Below are 17,232 nucleotides of genomic sequence, written 5' to 3'. Positions count from 1 at the left end.
AATTTTATACAAGCTCTCAAATTGAGGGAAAACCTAATCGTGATATAATGACCATAATCCTCATTGTAATCAGCATTTGTTTGCTTATCCTTTGCATAACTTATTTTAAGATCAATGCCTTTCTCGCATTTTTGGTTGTTTCCTTGCTAAGTGGACTTTGTTTGGGAATTCCACCGGCACAGTTGGTAGGCACCGTTGAAAAAGGTGTTGCCGGCGTTATGGGGAGCCTAACGTTGATCATTGTTTTGGGCGCAATGTTGGGGAAAATTGTAGCTGAAAGTGGGGCCGCTGAGATTATTGCTGAGCAAATGGTCCGCTTAATGGGAGAGCGATACCTTCAGTGGGGGCTTATGTTGACGGGTTTTATCGTTGGGATACCGCTATTTTATGGAATCGGATTTGTCTTATTAGTCCCCTTGATATTTTCGATTTCCTACCGGTATAAGTTGCCGGCAGTATATATTGGATTGCCGATGTTGGCAGCCCTGTCTGTAACGCATGGCTTTATTCCGCCGCATCCTTCTCCCGTTGCTCTCGTTGCCCTGTTCCATGCCGATATGGGATTGACACTTATTTATGGTCTTTTGATTGCCATACCTGCTATTATTTTAGGTGGCCCTATTTTTGGAAGATGCCTGAAAAACATACGGGCGAGTCAAGAATCAATTTTTCGGGAGCAAGATCGCTCGGAATCAGCGCAGTATCTGCGCCCGACAGTTGGGGTAAGTTTGGCTGTAGCCCTGCTACCGGTATTGCTCATTGTACTATTTACACTGCTTCCTTATTGCTACCATACAAGTAATATAGCGCTGCAGCAGGGCGTGAAGTTTGTCGGCAACCCCACTGTTGTTATGGTTATCTCGCTCAGTGCAGCAACCTATTTCTTAGGATTGAAATTGCGCCGATCGATGGCCAATGTGATGACAATTTATGAGTCTGCTGTGAAAGATATTGCCATGATTCTGTTGATTATTGCTGGTTCGGGAATCTTTAAACAAGTGATGGAAGACAGTGGAGTCAGTCTCCTTTTGGCCAACACCTTACAGCAGCTCTCCATTTCACCTTTACTGTTGGCTTGGTTAATTACAGCTGTTATCAGAGGTTGTGTCGGCTCGGCCACAGTCGCCGCGTTGACAGCCGCTGGCGTGCTGCTCCCTATTGTTACAGGGGGAGAAGCGGATCCCAATCTCATGGTACTGGCGATAGGGGCCGGAAGTCTGATGTTCTCCCATGTCAATGATGCCGGATTTTGGCTGTTTAAAGAGTACTTTGGCCTTAGCGTAAAGGATACGTTATTCTCCTGGTCGATCATGGAGGCTATTGTTTCCATTGTTGGGCTGCTTGCTGTTTTACTATTGCAATTAATTTTATATTAGCTATTATTTTAAACTTTAAAATCGTTAAAGATGTACAACGCAGATGAACAATTCGAAAAATTAGGTTTGACATTACCGCCAGCGCCGGCACCAAAAGGTGTTTATAAACCATACGTCATTGATGGTAAGTACCTGTATGTTTCCGGTCATGGTCCTGTACAAGATGATGCCACATTGATTATAGGTCGAATTGGAAGTGATATCAGCCCCGAAGAAGGTAAACTTGCCGCGCGTCAAGTCGGTTTGACCATGCTGTCGACCATTAAAACCAACTTGGGTTCCTTGAACAAAATCAAACGTGTAATCAAAGTATTGGGTATGGTCAACTGTACCTCGGATTTTCTTTATCACCCCGGTGTGATTAACGGTTGTAGTGAACTATTTGCTGCAGTTTGGGGAGAAGAGAATGGTATTGGAACACGTAGCGCAGTAGGATTCGGTTCTTTGCCCGATAATATTCCAGTGGAAATCGAAGCATTATTTGAGTTATATTAAACCGAATAGTATGGAAACTTGGTGTCACATACAAAATGTCGATCAAGTCGATTCGCCGGCCTTGCTGGTCTACCCTGATCGCATTGTCAAGAACATAGACCGCGCTTTACACATTGTGCATGGGCGGGCGGACCGATTGCGGCCGCATATCAAAACGAACAAGTGCCGTGAAGTATGCCAGCTGATGATGGATAGGGGGATTACAAAGTTTAAGTGTGCAACCATTGCAGAAGCAGAACTATTGGGGGTTATCGGTGCAAAAGATGTTTTGCTGGCGTACCAGCCCGTAGGGCCAAAGATAGATCGTTTCTTGAATCTGGTGAGCGCCTTTCCCCAAACACATTTTGCCTGTCTTGTGGATCATGTTGATGCAGCAGAGGAAATTTCAGCGCGGAGTCTGTCGAAAGGTTTGCGAAGCGCTGTTTATCTGGATGTTAATATTGGGATGGGACGTACAGGGATAGCTTTAGACGGGATTGAGCGTCTCGTTATGGATATAAATCTCCTGAATGGTATTCAGTTGGTCGGTGTGCATGGCTACGATGGTCATATTCATGATAAGGATTATCAGCTTCGCGAAAAACAATGCCAACATGCATACGGTATACTTGAAACGGCCTACCTGATGGCGCAGACATCCACCTCTAAACCATTGACTAAAGTGATTGGCGGTTCACCGAGTTTCCCTTTTCATGCCGAACGCAGCGACGTAGAATGCAGCCCAGGAACCTTTGTGTTTTGGGATTTTGGCTATGCCGAAAATTATGCAGAACAAGATTTTATGCTTGCCGCGGTACTTCTAACGCGTGTCGTTTCTATTGTTGATCACAAACACCTGTGCTTGGACTTAGGGTATAAATCCGTTGCATGCGAATCGCCGCAGCCTCGCGTCAAGTTTTTCGATCCACGTATAGGTGAAATAAAAATGCAGAGTGAAGAACATCTGGTTGTTGAGGTGACAGATAGTGCGCAGTTCCACTTAGGGGATGCGGTGTATGCTGTACCACGCCATATCTGCCCTACCGTAGCCTGTTATGGCGAACTTCAAGTAGTCCATGAACGGCATGCAGATCAAACGTGGACTGTTTATGCACGAAATAAAAAGATAAATTATTGATATGTACGAATTTGAAATGCCATTTTTGGTCGATGCACATTTGGATTTGAGTATGAATGCCATGGAATGGAATCGGGATCTTCGATTGCCAATTACAGAACTCAACCGCAGGGAAAAGGGAATGGATGACAAGCCCGATCGGGCTAAGGCAACAGTCACTTTTGACGAATTGCGTCGTGGTCATATTGGTTTGGTTGTTGCCACACAAATCGCTCGATTCGTAAAACCCGAAAGCTCTTTACCAGGCTGGTACTCCCCGGAACAGGCTTGGGCGCAGACGCAGGGGCAGCTTGCGTGGTATAAGGCAATGGAAGCCGATGGGCAAATGAAAATGATTTGTACAAAAGCTGATCTGGATCAACATATAGCATTTTGGTCGAATGGCAGCGATCATGTAGATAAGCCAATCGGATATCTGCTGAGTCTGGAAGGTGCCGATTCAATTGTAGATATCAGTTTTCTTGAAACAGCTTATAATTATGGTTTGAGAGCTGTCGGACCAGCGCATTACGGACCGGGGCGATATGCCAACGGAACCGACTCATCGGGCAAGCTTAATGAACAGGGCGTCCTATTGTTGCGGGAAATGGAGCGATTGGGGATGATATTAGACGCAACACACCTCAATGATGATGCGTTTTGGGACGCTGTTGGACGTTATAACGGTGCCATTTGGGCAAGCCATAATAATTGTCGCAAGTTTGTCGACCATAATAGGCAGTTCAGTGACGAAATGATCAAGACTCTTGTTGCGAAAAAAGCAGTGATCGGTGTAGCGCTCGATGCTTGGATGATGGTACCGAATTGGGTCCGCGGTGTATCCGACCCTAAAACAAGCAATTGCTCCATGGAAATCATGGCCAACAATATTGATCATATTTGTCAATTGGCAGGAAATGTTGATCATGTCGGCGTAGGGAGCGATTTAGATGGAGCATTTGGCCGAGAGCAGTGTCCTTATGATCTGGAAACTATTGCTGATATCCAAAAAGTATTTGGTATCCTGTCAAAAAGAGGGTATGATAAGACCGATCTTGAAAAGATTGCTAGCAAGAACTGGCTTAATTTTATGCGAAATGCATTGCCCGAATCAAAACAAAAACCTCCAACACAACTGAATAGATGAAACCAGTATTACGCGTGCAATTGTCCCTGATGATGTTTTTAGAGTATTTTATCAAAGGGGCCTGGTTTGTCACTTTGGGAACATACTTGATTAAATCGCTCAATGCCTCAGGAATGGAGGTAGCGAATATTTTTGCGACACAATCCCTTGGTGCTGTATTTGCTCCTTTTTTTGTGGGTTTTGTCGCCGACAGATACTTTAATGCCGAGCGGGTGCTTTCAGCTTTGCATCTCATTGGAGCTGGACTACTTTACGGGATGTCTCAAGCACCTGATGCAACACATTTTTATCCCTATGTGTTTGTTTACTTTATGGCTTACATGTCTTCGTTATCCTTGTCCAATGGAATAGCATTCCGGCATATAGAAGATGCGAAGAAGTATTTTCCGGGGATACGTGTTTGGGGAACGATCGGTTGGATCTGTTCGGGACTTGTCATCAGTTATTTGTTCCGTTGGGATGCGCCCGAATCGATACGGGCAGGTGCTCTGCACAACACCTTTATTATGGGGGCGGTCTGCTCGTTGTTACTGGCATTCTTTAGTCTGGCTCTCCCAAAAACTCCGCCGCAGGTGAAACTTAGGGATGAAAAATTTGATTTTGGCAAGGCGATCGGTTTGGATGCACTGAAGCTTTTAAAACAGCGGAGCTTTCTGATTTTTTTTGTGACAGCAATTGTCATCTGTATACCTATTTCGTTCTATTATCAAAATGCCAATCCATTTTTGGTCAACGCCGGAATACCGAATCCCACAGCAAAAATGGCATTGGGGCAATTTTCCGAAGCCATCTGCCTGTTGTTGATTCCATTTTTCTTTAGACGCCTGGGGTATAAAAAGATGATTTTATTGGGGATTGCAGCCTGGGCACTCCGTTATTTGTTTTTTGCATACGGCGACGGACAGGAACGTTCATTCTTATTGCTATTCGGAATATTATTACATGGCATCTGCTATGATTTTATGTTTGTAGTCGGCCAGATTTATACCGATAGAATTGCCGGCGAAAAATACAAAGCTTCTGCACAGGGGCTTATTACCATTGCGATGTATGGTGTAGGGATGTTAATCGGATTTTGGGTTGCCGGTGCAGTTTCAGATTATCTAAAAACAGCTTATGCTGCTCAATTTTGGGAATATCTTTGGTTTATTCCTGCAGGTATTTCTGGTTTTTGTCTTGTGTTATTTGCCGTATTTTTTAAAGAGGAGAAAGCGCTGCCGGATGTGAAAGCTCGTTAAAGATGCCTTTGGTCAATTAAAAACAGGGATTTCAGAAAAAATTAAAACATGGAGCATCTTTGATGGGGAGGTGCTCCATGTTATTTATAGGCCTATTATATCATATTAAACCATTCCTGGTATTTTTCACCGATGAAAGGGAGTGGCTTTTGCTCTCCGGCAAATGCAGACATTAATCCCAATATAAGAGCAATGAGTAGGAGCAATCCAACAATACTAAGGACAATTCCGCCAATACCTGGAACAAAACGTAACAGCCCCAAGGCCATTCCTGTCACGGAGATACCTATACTTTGTCGGATATGGAACTGTGCTAAAGCAGTCTTTTCCTTGTTGTTCATAATGATGGCTGCAACAAGGCCGATGATGGTTAAGTAAGAAATAATAGCAATTGTTTTTCCGTCGTTTGACGTAGCCTTTTGAATAGGGGTTCTCTCCATGATCCTTTAATGTAAAATGTTTGACTTAAATATTTAAGACAAATTTAGGAGAGATATCCCTTGAATCCTTTAGCTGAATTCAGGGATATTTTATTTATCCTTCCACACTTTCCAGTAATTGCTTTTCATGGAGTTCAAAATATTCACCTCTTTTATCCATCAATTCAGCATGTGTACCCTGTTCTACAATTTCCCCTTGATCCATCACCAATATATGGTCTGCATTCTTGATTGTCGAGATGCGATGGGCAATAAAAATACAGGTCTTACCTTTCATGATGCGGCTTAGCGAACGGAGAATGGTTTCTTCCGTTTTTGTATCCACGGCTGAAAGACAGTCATCAAAAATCAATACTTTGGGTTCCTTAATTAAAGCGCGTGCGATGGATACCCGTTGCTTTTGCCCCCCGGAGAGGGTAATCCCACGTTCTCCAACAGCGGTTTCAAATCCATCTTCAAAAGCGATAATATTGTCGTATACAGCGGCATCTTTGGCAGCCTGTTCCACTTGTTCCTGTGTAAAGTGGTCTAAACCAAAGCCTATATTATTGGCAATGGTATCCGAAAATAGGAAAACATCTTGTGGGACAAATCCGACCTGTTGGCGTAAGCTTTTGAAATCAAGGTTTTTAATTTCAAGACCATCATAATGAATACTTCCTTTGTCGATATCATACATCCGAAGGAGTAAGTTGGCCAGCGTAGATTTTCCGGATCCCGTTTTTCCGATAATAGCAAGTGTTTTGCCGATCGGGATTTGGAACGATATATTTTTTATCGCCTGAATGCCGGTTTCCGGATACGTAAAGGAGATCCCATTAACCTTGATTTCGCCCTCCAGTTCCTTGGCAGCTGTGCCGTTAACGATAGGAGATTCGGTTTGAAGGAATTCGTTAATGCGTTTTTGTGACGCGGCAGCACGTTGCACCAATGACGTGACCCAAGCCAAAGACATGGCAGGGAAAGTCAACTGGTTGACATAGATGATAAACTCGGCGATATTTCCGGCAGTCACTGTTCCTTTGGCAACTTCGATTCCACCAATATAAATGGTAATGACTGTACTAAGTCCAATAAGCAATAGAATAAGCGGGAAGAAAACAGCCTGTACTTTGACGAGATCAAGAGCCGTGTTCCGATAAATGGTACTTTCCTTCTCAAATTCCTGCATTTTATTTTGTTCTCTGGTGTAGGTTTTGATGACGCGGATGCCAGCAAAAGTCTCCTGGACGAAAGAAGAAAGGTTCGCCAGTTGTTTCTGTATTTTTAAGCTACGCTTGTTAATGATTTTATTAACAAATAAAATAATAACCGATAGGACAGGGATTGGCGCCAATGCATAAGTGGCCAATCTTCCGTTGACGCTATACATCGCATAGATGACCATGATCGATAAAACTACGGTATTGATCGCATACATGATGGCAGGTCCTAGGTAGTTACGCACCTGATTGACGTCTTCAGTCGCGCGGCTCATGAGATCTCCGGTATTGTTTTTCCGAAAGAAACCAAAGTTTAGATCCTGGTAATGATTATAGATCTCATTTTTGAGGTCGTATTCAATATAACGCGAGGTTAAAATGATCGTCTGACGCATAAAGAATAAAAATATGCCCCGCAGCAGTGAAAGTAGGAGCACGACGAAACCAAAAAACAGGAGGCTGGTGCCAAATACCTGATAGATGAGTTCCTGTCTGTCGAAACCATCAAATAGACGGTATAGATAGATGTTTTCCTGAACCAAATCAAATGCTTCGCGAATTACCTTTGCAGGCAATACCCCAAAATAGTTGGATATGATAACGAAAATAACCCCTGGAATCAGTTTCCAGCGGTATTTATAAAAGTACTTATTTAAGTAGGCGAGATCCTTCATATTACGAATACAAAAGTAGGACTAATTCATCAAAATGCTTTACGATTTAAGCGAATTTACTGTCATTCGGAAATCAAATGTTAAGTCTTGGATAAAAAAAGTTGTTATGCACAACGAATAATTTTCCTACTTTTGCATCAAGTACCTTAAAAAATTAAAACAAATTAGAGTAGTACATTTTATGTCAACATCTCAAAATTCTATTTTTGAATTGATGAGCCAGTCTGGCCATCAAAACTTATTTTTCTGTAATGATGAATTAGTGGGCTTGAAAGCTATCGTTGCGATCCATGATACAACCTTGGGGCCTGCGATAGGAGGAGTTCGTATGTTACCATACGAAAGTACAGAAGAAGCTATTGAGGATGCTTTACGTTTATCCAAGGCCATTACGTACAAATCTGCCATCACTGGATTGAATTTAGGCGGGGGAAGTGCTGTTATTATTGGTAATAGCCGTTTGGACAAATCTGAGGTTTTATTGCGCCGTTTGGGCCAGTTTATTGAAGGATTGAATGGTAATTTCATTGCTTCACTAGACGTAGGTACGACACAACGTGATTTAGAACATATTTATACCGAGACTGACCACGTTGCTGGTCTACCAAAGGCTATTCATGGTAGCGGTGTCGGTGATCCTTCCATTTTTGCTGCACAAGGTGTTTATTTTGGTATAAAAGCCTGTTTAAAGGAATTATACGGATCGGAAAATGTTGCTGGTAAAAAAGTTATTGTACATGGAGTAGGTGGTGTTGGTGAACGTTTGATCGCGATGTTACGTGAAGAGAATGCACGTGTATATGTCAGCGATATTACGGAAGAGAAAATGCTGAAAGTGGCGGCTAAGTACAAAGCTGAGCCAATACCTTACAATGAAGTATTCGATCACGAATTTGATGTATATTCTCCTTGTGCGTTAGGTGGTACGGTAAATCCGGAATCCGCACAGAAAATGCAATGCAAAATTATTGCTGGTTCTGCCAATAATCAATTGAAAGATGAACTTGTTACAAGTTCTATTCTGCATGAAAGAGGTATATTATACGCGCCTGACTATTTGATCAACGCTGGTGCATTAATCGGCTGCTATTCAGAAATTCAAAATTACGGCGTAGATCACACTGAATTTGTGATCAAAAATATTTATAATGCGACTAGAGACGTCTTGAAAAAATCAAAAGAAGAGAATATTTCTACTTTTGAAGCGGCTAATCGCATTGCGGAGAAGCGTATCCAAGATATTAAAAAAATCAAGCGGTAGTCTTCATCCCAAAATCGTTCTTACTTATTATTTTATAAAAAAATCGTTCTTTAAATTACTATGTTAAACAGGAGACACCTGAGGGTAAAAGTAGTGCAAACGCTTTATGCGTACAGTCTTTCAGAAGATAAAGACATCAAAACATTTGAAAAAGCACTATTAAAAAATGTGGATGAAGTCTATGAGATGTATATGTGGACACTGAATCTATTAGATGAAGTATCTGATTATGTCTTAATAGATGCAGAGGGTAGAGCTAATAAGTTTTTACCAACTGAAAAAGACTTGTCTTTAACGACCAAGTTAAGTACTAACACTTTTATTGAGTCATTGAGACAAAATCCACAATATGGAGAAGGTGTCAAAAAGTATAAAATTTCTTGGAGTTTCGATCCGGAGATCGTGCGTACGGTATTTTTGCAATTAAAGGATTCCGAGGCTTATTTGGAGTACTTGCAACAAGAGGATCGTTCGATCGGTACGGAAAAGGATATCATCAAGCATATCTTTAAAAAGATTATCTTGAAATCACCGGTTATTGAGCAGGTTTTTGAGGAGAAATTCATCAACTGGCCTGTCGATAAAGAAGTATTGCAAGCGTTGATTGCGAAGACTTTTAAGAACTTTAGTTCAGAAGATCCACGTAAAAATAAACTGGCAGAGATTACGCAAAACTGGAATGATGATAGCGACTACGTCATTGCATTGCTAGGTAAAACTATTCGCAATACAAATGAATATCAAAAGCTTATCTCGGAGAAAACGAAGAACTGGGAGTCAGATCGTATTGCGCTAATGGATACTTTATTGATGCGTATGGCCATATGTGAGTTGGTTAATTTTCCATCTATTCCTGTGAAAGTGACAATAAATGAGTATATTGAAATTTCTAAGGTATTCAGTACATTGAAAAGTAATACATTTATCAATGGTATCTTGGATAAAATATTAAACGATCTGAATCAACAAGGAAGAATCCAGAAGGCAGGTCGTGGTTTAAGAGATTAAAACCAAACGCATAAATAATTTATACGAATGAAAAACTTTGGCAAATATTCGGTTTTAGCTTTGTCGGCAGTACTTTTATTTTCTTGTGGAAATGCACAAAAAGGAAAAGATGAAGGAAGCAAGACAGCGACTGAAACAGCAGCTGCGGATAGCCTTTCTAAGGCGGCAGCACAATTGGGAAAAGTAGAATTTGAAGAGTCTGCATTTGACTTCGGTCAGGTAAAGGAAGGCGCACAGGTAAAGCATACCTTTGTGCTGAAAAATTCTGGTGATGCACCTGTTATTATCTCGAAAGTGACTGCTTCATGTGGTTGTACACAACCTGAGTTTTCGAAAAGCCCTATTTTGCCAGGTGGAAAATCTGAGATCCATGTAACTTTCAATAGTGAGGGACAAGTTGGTAAACAGCAGAAGATCATTACGATTCAATCGAATGCTTCCAATGGCTTAACAACAGTACAGCTAAAGGGCGAAGTATTAGCAAAATAACACATTATTAAACGATATAATAACAAATGAATACAGTATTATTACAAGCAGCAGGTGGCGCCGGTTATGGTCAACTGATAATGATGGTTGGTCTAGTTGTGGTATTTTATTTCTTCATGATCAGACCACAGATGAAAAAACAAAAAGACCATAAAAAATATGTAGAGCAATTAGGTGTAAATTCAAAGGTAGTAACTACAGCTGGTATTCACGGACGCATTGTAGAAGTATCAGACACGACTTTCTTAGTTGATGTAGGTTCAGGTGTAAAAATCCGTTTTGACAAATCAGCCATTGCTTTAGATGCTTCTAAAGCTGCTAACAACACGGAGAAGAGCGCTTCTTAAGCTTTTTTGGGAAAGAAATGAAAGCCAGTTTTCGTGGAAAACTGGCTTTTTTTATGTACCGGTCAAATCTTTATCTTACCTAAGTGCATACTGTCTGTATTACCTCCACCATAGCTCTCTACAAAAAAGATATACACTTCATAGGTCACTTGCTTTTTATGTTTCGGTATATCAATGTTTTGTCTACCCGTTATTAAGCTATTTTTCGCCTCATTCGTCAAAAATGGATATTCAGCCCCATTATACGTTGCATTATACAGGAATAAGAACGAATCATAAGTTCCCATGTCAAATTTCTTCTCCAGATAGGGGTCGTATTCCCAGGTAACCAGAAATACCTGATTTTCTTGATCGAAATCCATCGTGTAGGAAGTGATGGGATTGGGACTTCCTTTGGCAATCATAAATTTTTGCCAGTCCACCACAAAACCGTTCTCTTCCTGAATAAGCGCATGGTTCAAATTATAAGACATTGCGACATCATAGGCCCGTTTCGGATAACTGTATGCCTTGTAGCCTATAGTGATGATCGGGTTTAACATGCTTATATGCGACCTCATAGTTTTGAAGCGTGTTCTACTCAGCAGCTGTTCAGGTGTGGGCTCTCGTTTTTTAACGCGAGGGAGAGAGCGTACATAATTTCCTGTTTTAGTCGACACAAATACAACAGAGCCTGCTTTCCCGGAAACAGTCCCATTAACGCCATTTTTGATGATTGCCATAATGTATTGATTAGCTTATAGATAATTAAGATAAGCATTAAAAAGGAAATATGCTAATACCAGGCAATCCCTAAACACAATTTTTAGTCTATGTTTAGACAGTAATCAGTCATTGTTTATTCAGTCTGCACTGAACAATCACTGAACGATCACTGAACAATCACTGAACAATCACTGGAAAAAGGGATAAGTTGGTTACCAACTGATATTCTTTTGTTGCAGCTAAAAAATTAAATGAGACAATAGGGAAGGGACTACACTCTGTAACAAAAAAGTGTGTCGCAAGAAGTATTTATTAGACGCTCTTTTCCTGCTGACACCAAGCTGTCAATCGAGCTTCTAATTTTGTGAAAAAGAATGCTATGGAAAATCTTAAACCGTTTGACGGGCTACATTGTGAAACTACCGCAACAGGTACTTTAATGAAGCATATTGGCATTGAACTTTCTGAACCGATGCTTTTTGGATTAGGGGAGGGACTTAGTTTTATCTATTGGAAAATGAAAACCATGGACTTTCCATTTTTGGGCGGACGAATAAAAACGGATCTCCTGACGCAGCATATCTGCAAAAATCTCGGTCTCGAACTCAATGTTCATGAAACCTCTTCAAAAGTAAAAGCCTGGCAGGCTGTACGACAGCTCTTGGATGAGGGGCAACCTGTGGGATTAAAACTCGATGCCTATTACCTGGAATATTTTACTAAGCCATTTCATTTTGCGGGACATTATGTCGCTATATATGGCTATGACGATGAGCATGCCTATTTGGTGGATACGAGGCAGCAAGGCGGTAGTGTGAAGACGTCGCTTGCGAGTTTAGCTTTAGCGCGGGCAGAGAAAGGGCCTATGTCGTCCAAAAATTTGTATTATACCATAGCAGGTAATATGGAGAACGTTGACCTGAAAGAAGTGCTGATTGCCGCAATGGTCAATAATGCAAAGCAATATCTTGCACCACCTATCAACAATATTTCATATAAAGGAATTTTGAAGACCAGTGAAGAAGTGATGAATTGGTTCAAGACAAGTCAAGCTATTGAAAGCGAGTTTAAGATGGCTGCAAGTCTAATGGAAAAAGCGGGCACTGGGGGTGCTTTGTTTCGAAATCTGTATCGCGACTTTATCAAGGAAAGTTACGATCTCCTCGGAATAGAACAACTCGCGGTGGTTCATCATGAGTTTGTACAGATTGCATTATTGTGGACATCCCTGTCGGAATTGTTTAGTCAAATTGCTGAGACGGCCAGTTTCGATGCTGTCCAACAGGCATCAGCAATTTTCAAAACCCTTGCCACAAAAGAGAAAAATGCAATGGAAATATTGGCGTCTTTGTGATGAAATGCAGATAAGAACGCTAATTTTTGCGCAAATTGATTAAGTTTGTATCATGGCGAATGCAGTTCGAATAAATAAGACCCAACGGCGTAAGATTAATGTCTTCGTGCGTTGTGTTGGAATTTCGTTGTTAGCTTGGTTATTGTTTTCGATTTCCAATCAATATACTGTGTCCGTTAAGGCAGCAATTGAATATGTCAATCTTCCCGAGAAACGCGCATTTCACCCGCAGCAATCCGATACGGTAAAGGTGAAATTGGAGATGACGGGATGGCAATTCCTATTTTCCAAAGCTGCTTTGGAAACCCCAAAGGTGCAGGTTGACCTAAGCTCTTTAAAAACCAAAGATTGGATTGTTTTTTCCAATCAATTGGGCTTTATCAACCGGCAGTTTCCACATGAACAACGGGTAGTCTCGGTGAGCCCAGATACCTTGTTTTTTGATTTTTCCAAACAGACGCAGCGTAAAGTGCCCGTCAAACCTTTGTCCAATATTGGCTTTAAGCGTGGGTATGGTTTTATTGCTGATACCAAGATTACCCCGGCTTATGTGACGATTACAGGGCCCTATGAGGATGTTTCGGCGATTGAGTATTGGGAGACCGATACCGTTCGCGGGAAGGAAGTGGAGACCGATGTTCGAACAGTGGCAAACCTGGCACGTAACCAAAAAGCGAATATCAATGTTTATCCGACTTCGGTCGAGGTTCTGATGCCTGTAGGGGAGTTAACCGAGAAAGTGATTGAATTACCCGTGAAGGTTGAAAATGGCCAGCGCTATAGTTCTGTTAGGCTTAATCCAAGCAAAGTGGTCGTCACCGTACTGATGTCCGTTAAGGATTATAATAACTATACATCGCGAGATTTTGAAGCTGTGGTAGATCTGGCTGACTGGGAGAAAAACGGGGTGCAATATTTGCCTGTTTTGCTGACCAAAGTACCTGACTTTTGTAAGGTAATCAGCGTTGTACCTCAAAACGTGGACTTTTTTGTACGTAAATAACACTATTTTCATGAAGATTGGAATAACAGGCGGAATTGGATCCGGTAAAACATTTATCTGTCAGCTTTTTAAAGCCATGGCTGTACCTGTTTATAATGCAGATGATGAGGCGAAGGAATTGATGAATACCGATTTACGGATCAAAGAACGCTTGATTGCGGAGTTCGGTAAAGAGACCTATAAGGATGGGAAATTAGATCGGGCTTTTTTGGCCGAACAGATATTCAGCGACAAGGCGAAGCTCGAACTTGTAAATGGCATTGTACACCCCATCGTTATCCAGGCGGCCAAAGACTGGGCCGAACAACAAAAATCCCGTTATTCACTCAAGGAGGCTGCTTTGCTTTTTGAAAGTGGCTCTTACAAGGATCTTGATTATACCATCCTGGTTACTGCGCCTTTACACATACGTGTTAAACGTGTTATGGAGCGTGATGGCGTCACTGAAGAACAGGTCATGGAGCGAATAAATAAGCAACTAACTGATGAAGAAAAATTAAAACTGGCAGACTTCGTCATCATTAATGATGGAACCACTCCGCTATTGCCGCAAGTGTGGACTTTACATCAAAAATTTCTAAAATAAAACTATGTCGATCATATTAGCTGACTTCTTGGTCAGAAAACCAGAAGGTTATTATTGCCGTTATGGTGATTTTTTTATTGATGCGAGCAATCCCGTCATGCACAATGTCGTATCTCATGCCCATGGCGATCATGCCAGTTCGGGACACGATTATGTGTATACAACGCAGGCAACTTCATTGTTTATGACTTATCGCTATAAACAAAACCGCAAAGATTCATATCAGGTTAAATTGTTCAATAGTCCGTTTAAAATGGGTGCGGTCGAAATCACATTTTTACCAGCAGGTCACATATTGGGTTCGGCACAAATTCTGATGGAATACCGGGGAGTGCGCTACCTATACACGGGCGATTACAAAATGCAAGCTGATGAGACTTGCGAGCCGATCGAAGTGCAGCAAGCCGATGTCCTTATTACAGAAAGCACATTTGCAAATCCGGATATTATACACCCAGATCCTGCGGAGGAGATAAAAAAACTCGACGGACATGCCAGCAATATCTTATTAGGTACTTATGTGTTGGGCAAGGCGCAGCGGATTACTGATTTGATCAACAGATACTGTCCGGAGCGAAAAGTGCTTGTGCATAGTGGAATATTGCCCTACCATCGCTTTTACGACCAACACGGGCTGAAGAAATTAGACTATGAGCCCTACAACAGAAAAGAAATGAAACAGGGCGAACAGAATAAAGTTTATTTGGTACCGCCGATGACTTTTAACAGTTATTTTAGGGCGACCAAAGTGTTACGTGCATTTGCTTCAGGCTGGAAACGTTTACAGGCACAGAATGATATCGAATTGTATATTTCAGATCATGTGGACTGGAATGACATTCTTCACTACATTAAGATGGTAAATCCCCAGGAAGTTTGGACACTACACGGTGACGGGACCATTTTAAAAAGTTTTTTTAACGAAAAATTGATCGTGCGTGATGTGCTTTCTGCATAAGCAGGCTGTGTCGAAAAATCTTCAATCGGGAACGTAAATTTCTATTTCATATTGACAACTTTGTCAACAATATAAACCGTGTTTCCACGCCAGGGAAGAACGCCATGATATTCTTTGTAGCGCAGATCGAAGTACTTTCCACTATTGAGCTCCAATTGACGGAATATAGAATCATCTTCAATAGAAAATTCAAATTGGTTGCTGGCGATACCACCCGTTTTGATACTTCCAAACCCCTCCTGGATGAGTTTACCTTCGTATGTCTTGAAAATATTACCCTTTTTTACAGCATAATTAAGATAACCAGATTTTACGCCTTCACCGAATACATAGTAATACTTCCAGTAAACGTAGGATCCACCCCCCACAAGTAGAAAAAGGATCAGCAGAAGTAAGAACTTCTTAAATCCGGATTTTTTCGGTTTTTGTTCAGGCATATTTTCCATAATGTGCTATTTTTAAGTCTTTTTACTGTGGTTTATGAGACTATCAGGACTGGATGCTTTTTCGCCTAACCTATAGTTTCACCTAAAGATAAAAAATTAACGGCATAATAACGAATGGTTTAGATGTAGCCTAGAAAGTTGCCGAGCGTGATTGGAGTAAGAGACTCCCGAGCCTACCGTTTGCGGGCTTTGCTGTAGTTGCTAATTCTATTAGTTATTTTTCGGTTTTCTTAGTCTGTAATGCTAATTTTTGTAAATTTGGATCATGGATCCCGAACAGGTACATCGCAAGATTATTCATTTGGATATGGATGCCTTTTATGCATCTGTAGATCAGCGTGATTTTCCCGAATATCGGGGGAAAGCGATTGCAGTAGGTGGTTCTCCGGATGGGAGAGGAGTAGTTGCGACGGCCAGTTACGAAGCACGAAAATTTGGCGTCAAATCTGCGATGAGCTCCCGAAAGGCTCTTCAGTTGTGCCCCCATATTATCTTTACCTATCCTCGTTTTGACGTGTATCGTCAGGTTTCATATCAAATCCGGGAGATCTTTCTCCGTTATACGGACTTAATTGAACCGCTTTCCCTCGATGAAGCTTTTTTGGATGTAACTGTAGACAAGCAGGGCATTGGTTCGGCTATTGATATCGCCAAAGCCATTAAAGAAGCAATCAAAGAAGAACTGAATTTGACCGTCTCGGCGGGCGTTTCCGTGAATAAATTTGTTGCAAAGATTGCTTCGGATATGGACAAACCCAACGGCTTAACATTTATAGGTCCTTCTAAAATTGTCAAGTTTATGGAGTCATTGCCCGTGGACAAGTTTTTTGGCGTAGGTAAGGTGACAGCAAAAAAAATGCATGAACTGGGACTGTTTACTGGGCTTGATTTAAAAAAACAGCGTGAAGAGGATCTCGTACGTTGGTTTGGAAAGACGGGGCATTTTTTTTACCGTATCGTACGCGGGATAGACGACCGTCCTGTTGTTCCCAATCGCAGCAGCAAATCGGTCGGGATTGAGGATACTTTTGGTGAGGATGTAGAAGTTTTTGAAGAATTAAATACCATTTTGCAACGGCTCTGCAAACAGTTGTGGACACGTATTGGGAAAAAGGAAATATCTGGGCGAACCTTAACCTTAAAAATTAAATATGCCGATTTTGTTCAGTTGACACGAAGTATCACCCTAGAAAATAGTTTTGATTCGGAAGACAAAATTTACGCCACAGCTCATAGTTTGTTGAGCAAGGTTGAGCTGGTGAACAAAGTGAGGTTGTTGGGCGTTTCGATATCAAATTTTGTGGAAGAAGCTGATTTTCCAAAGGAAGGCATACAGCTTGCACTTTTCGAGCAACATCCTTAGTAAGGAATCATCTGGTTTAATCGAGCCCTTGCTAAATCATATGG

At 41.4% G+C, this 17,232-nt stretch carries 18 protein-coding genes; 14 read left to right on the top strand and 4 right to left on the bottom strand.

All coding sequences use genetic code 11. From position 1 onward, the window contains the following. Positions 1 to 47 precede the first annotated feature (47 nt). From B3P16_RS09995 to B3P16_RS09975, 5 genes are read left to right on the top strand one after another with little or no spacing between them, the layout of a single operon-like run. Positions 48 to 1,376, top strand: coding sequence for a gluconate:H+ symporter (locus B3P16_RS09995; protein ID WP_286842811.1), 1,329 nt, complete (start codon positions 48 to 50; stop codon positions 1,374 to 1,376). Between the two features lie 30 nt (positions 1,377 to 1,406). After that, on the top strand, positions 1,407 to 1,871 hold the full coding sequence (locus B3P16_RS09990) for a RidA family protein (RefSeq protein WP_286842808.1): 465 nt from the start codon (positions 1,407 to 1,409) through the stop codon (positions 1,869 to 1,871). Positions 1,872 to 1,881: 10 nt separating this feature from the next. Beyond that, entirely contained in the window at positions 1,882 to 2,988 is a 1,107-nt protein-coding gene (locus tag B3P16_RS09985) for a D-TA family PLP-dependent enzyme (RefSeq protein WP_286768631.1), read from the top strand. A gap of 1 nt (position 2,989) precedes the next feature. After that, the gene (locus B3P16_RS09980) at positions 2,990 to 4,114 is read left to right on the top strand and encodes a dipeptidase (RefSeq protein ID WP_236586033.1); all 1,125 of its coding nucleotides are present in this window, start codon (positions 2,990 to 2,992) and stop codon (positions 4,112 to 4,114) included. Next, entirely contained in the window at positions 4,111 to 5,352 is a 1,242-nt protein-coding gene (locus B3P16_RS09975; RefSeq protein ID WP_201639005.1) for an MFS transporter, read from the top strand. Before B3P16_RS09980 ends, B3P16_RS09975 begins: the two co-directional genes overlap by 4 nt. 95 nt (positions 5,353 to 5,447) lie before the next feature. Here B3P16_RS09975 and B3P16_RS09970 read toward each other — a convergent pair whose 3' ends face one another. Further along, on the bottom strand, positions 5,448 to 5,792 hold the full coding sequence (locus B3P16_RS09970; RefSeq protein ID WP_201639006.1) for a hypothetical protein: 345 nt from the start codon (positions 5,790 to 5,792) through the stop codon (positions 5,448 to 5,450). Between the two features lie 94 nt (positions 5,793 to 5,886). Next, entirely contained in the window at positions 5,887 to 7,668 is a 1,782-nt protein-coding gene (locus tag B3P16_RS09965; RefSeq protein WP_286753797.1) for an ABC transporter ATP-binding protein, read from the bottom strand. Between the two features lie 181 nt (positions 7,669 to 7,849). Between B3P16_RS09965 and B3P16_RS09960 the strand changes: the two genes are divergently transcribed. From B3P16_RS09960 to yajC, 4 genes are read left to right on the top strand one after another with little or no spacing between them, the layout of a single operon-like run. After that, positions 7,850 to 8,929, top strand: coding sequence for a Glu/Leu/Phe/Val family dehydrogenase (locus B3P16_RS09960; RefSeq protein ID WP_046674513.1), 1,080 nt, complete (start codon positions 7,850 to 7,852; stop codon positions 8,927 to 8,929). Between the two features lie 60 nt (positions 8,930 to 8,989). Then, positions 8,990 to 9,937 (top strand): transcription antitermination factor NusB, encoded by a 948-nt coding sequence (gene nusB, locus B3P16_RS09955; RefSeq protein ID WP_070565546.1) that lies wholly within the window; start codon positions 8,990 to 8,992, stop codon positions 9,935 to 9,937. A gap of 27 nt (positions 9,938 to 9,964) precedes the next feature. Beyond that, positions 9,965 to 10,426, top strand: a complete 462-nt coding sequence (locus tag B3P16_RS09950) for a DUF1573 domain-containing protein (protein ID WP_070565544.1) — start codon at positions 9,965 to 9,967, stop codon at positions 10,424 to 10,426. 26 nt (positions 10,427 to 10,452) lie between these two features. Beyond that, complete coding sequence (gene yajC / locus B3P16_RS09945; RefSeq protein ID WP_201639008.1) at positions 10,453 to 10,773, top strand: preprotein translocase subunit YajC; 321 nt, start codon at positions 10,453 to 10,455, stop codon at positions 10,771 to 10,773. 62 nt (positions 10,774 to 10,835) lie between these two features. Here yajC and B3P16_RS09940 read toward each other — a convergent pair whose 3' ends face one another. Beyond that, entirely contained in the window at positions 10,836 to 11,495 is a 660-nt protein-coding gene (locus B3P16_RS09940; RefSeq protein ID WP_286842805.1) for a DUF6266 family protein, read from the bottom strand. Positions 11,496 to 11,857: 362 nt separating this feature from the next. Between B3P16_RS09940 and B3P16_RS09935 the strand changes: the two genes are divergently transcribed. The 4 genes from B3P16_RS09935 to B3P16_RS09920 are packed head-to-tail and all read left to right on the top strand — an operon-like array spanning position 11,858 to position 15,379. Next, positions 11,858 to 12,832: a BtrH N-terminal domain-containing protein gene (locus B3P16_RS09935; protein ID WP_201639010.1), complete on the top strand. Its 975-nt coding sequence runs from the start codon at positions 11,858 to 11,860 to the stop codon at positions 12,830 to 12,832. Between the two features lie 52 nt (positions 12,833 to 12,884). Next, positions 12,885 to 13,835 (top strand): hypothetical protein, encoded by a 951-nt coding sequence (locus tag B3P16_RS09930; protein WP_046674519.1) that lies wholly within the window; start codon positions 12,885 to 12,887, stop codon positions 13,833 to 13,835. Positions 13,836 to 13,845: 10 nt separating this feature from the next. Next, positions 13,846 to 14,421, top strand: a complete 576-nt coding sequence (coaE, locus tag B3P16_RS09925; RefSeq protein ID WP_197084052.1) for a dephospho-CoA kinase — start codon at positions 13,846 to 13,848, stop codon at positions 14,419 to 14,421. Positions 14,422 to 14,425: 4 nt separating this feature from the next. Then, entirely contained in the window at positions 14,426 to 15,379 is a 954-nt protein-coding gene (locus B3P16_RS09920; RefSeq protein WP_313553026.1) for an exonuclease, read from the top strand. Between the two features lie 41 nt (positions 15,380 to 15,420). Here the strand turns inward: B3P16_RS09920 and B3P16_RS09915 are convergent, their stop codons facing one another. Beyond that, positions 15,421 to 15,825, bottom strand: coding sequence for a hypothetical protein (locus B3P16_RS09915; protein WP_197084053.1), 405 nt, complete (start codon positions 15,823 to 15,825; stop codon positions 15,421 to 15,423). A 265-nt stretch (positions 15,826 to 16,090) separates the two neighbouring features. On the opposite strand from B3P16_RS09915, the gene dinB reads away from it, so the two are divergent. Then, positions 16,091 to 17,188: a DNA polymerase IV gene (dinB, locus tag B3P16_RS09910; RefSeq protein ID WP_046674520.1), complete on the top strand. Its 1,098-nt coding sequence runs from the start codon at positions 16,091 to 16,093 to the stop codon at positions 17,186 to 17,188. The last annotated feature ends 44 nt before the right edge of the window (positions 17,189 to 17,232 follow it).

This window comes from Sphingobacterium sp. UBA7631, assembly GCF_002483935.1.
In the GTDB taxonomy this organism is placed as follows: domain Bacteria; phylum Bacteroidota; class Bacteroidia; order Sphingobacteriales; family Sphingobacteriaceae; genus Sphingobacterium; species Sphingobacterium multivorum.
This window is presented reverse-complemented; position numbering and strand designations above follow the sequence as displayed.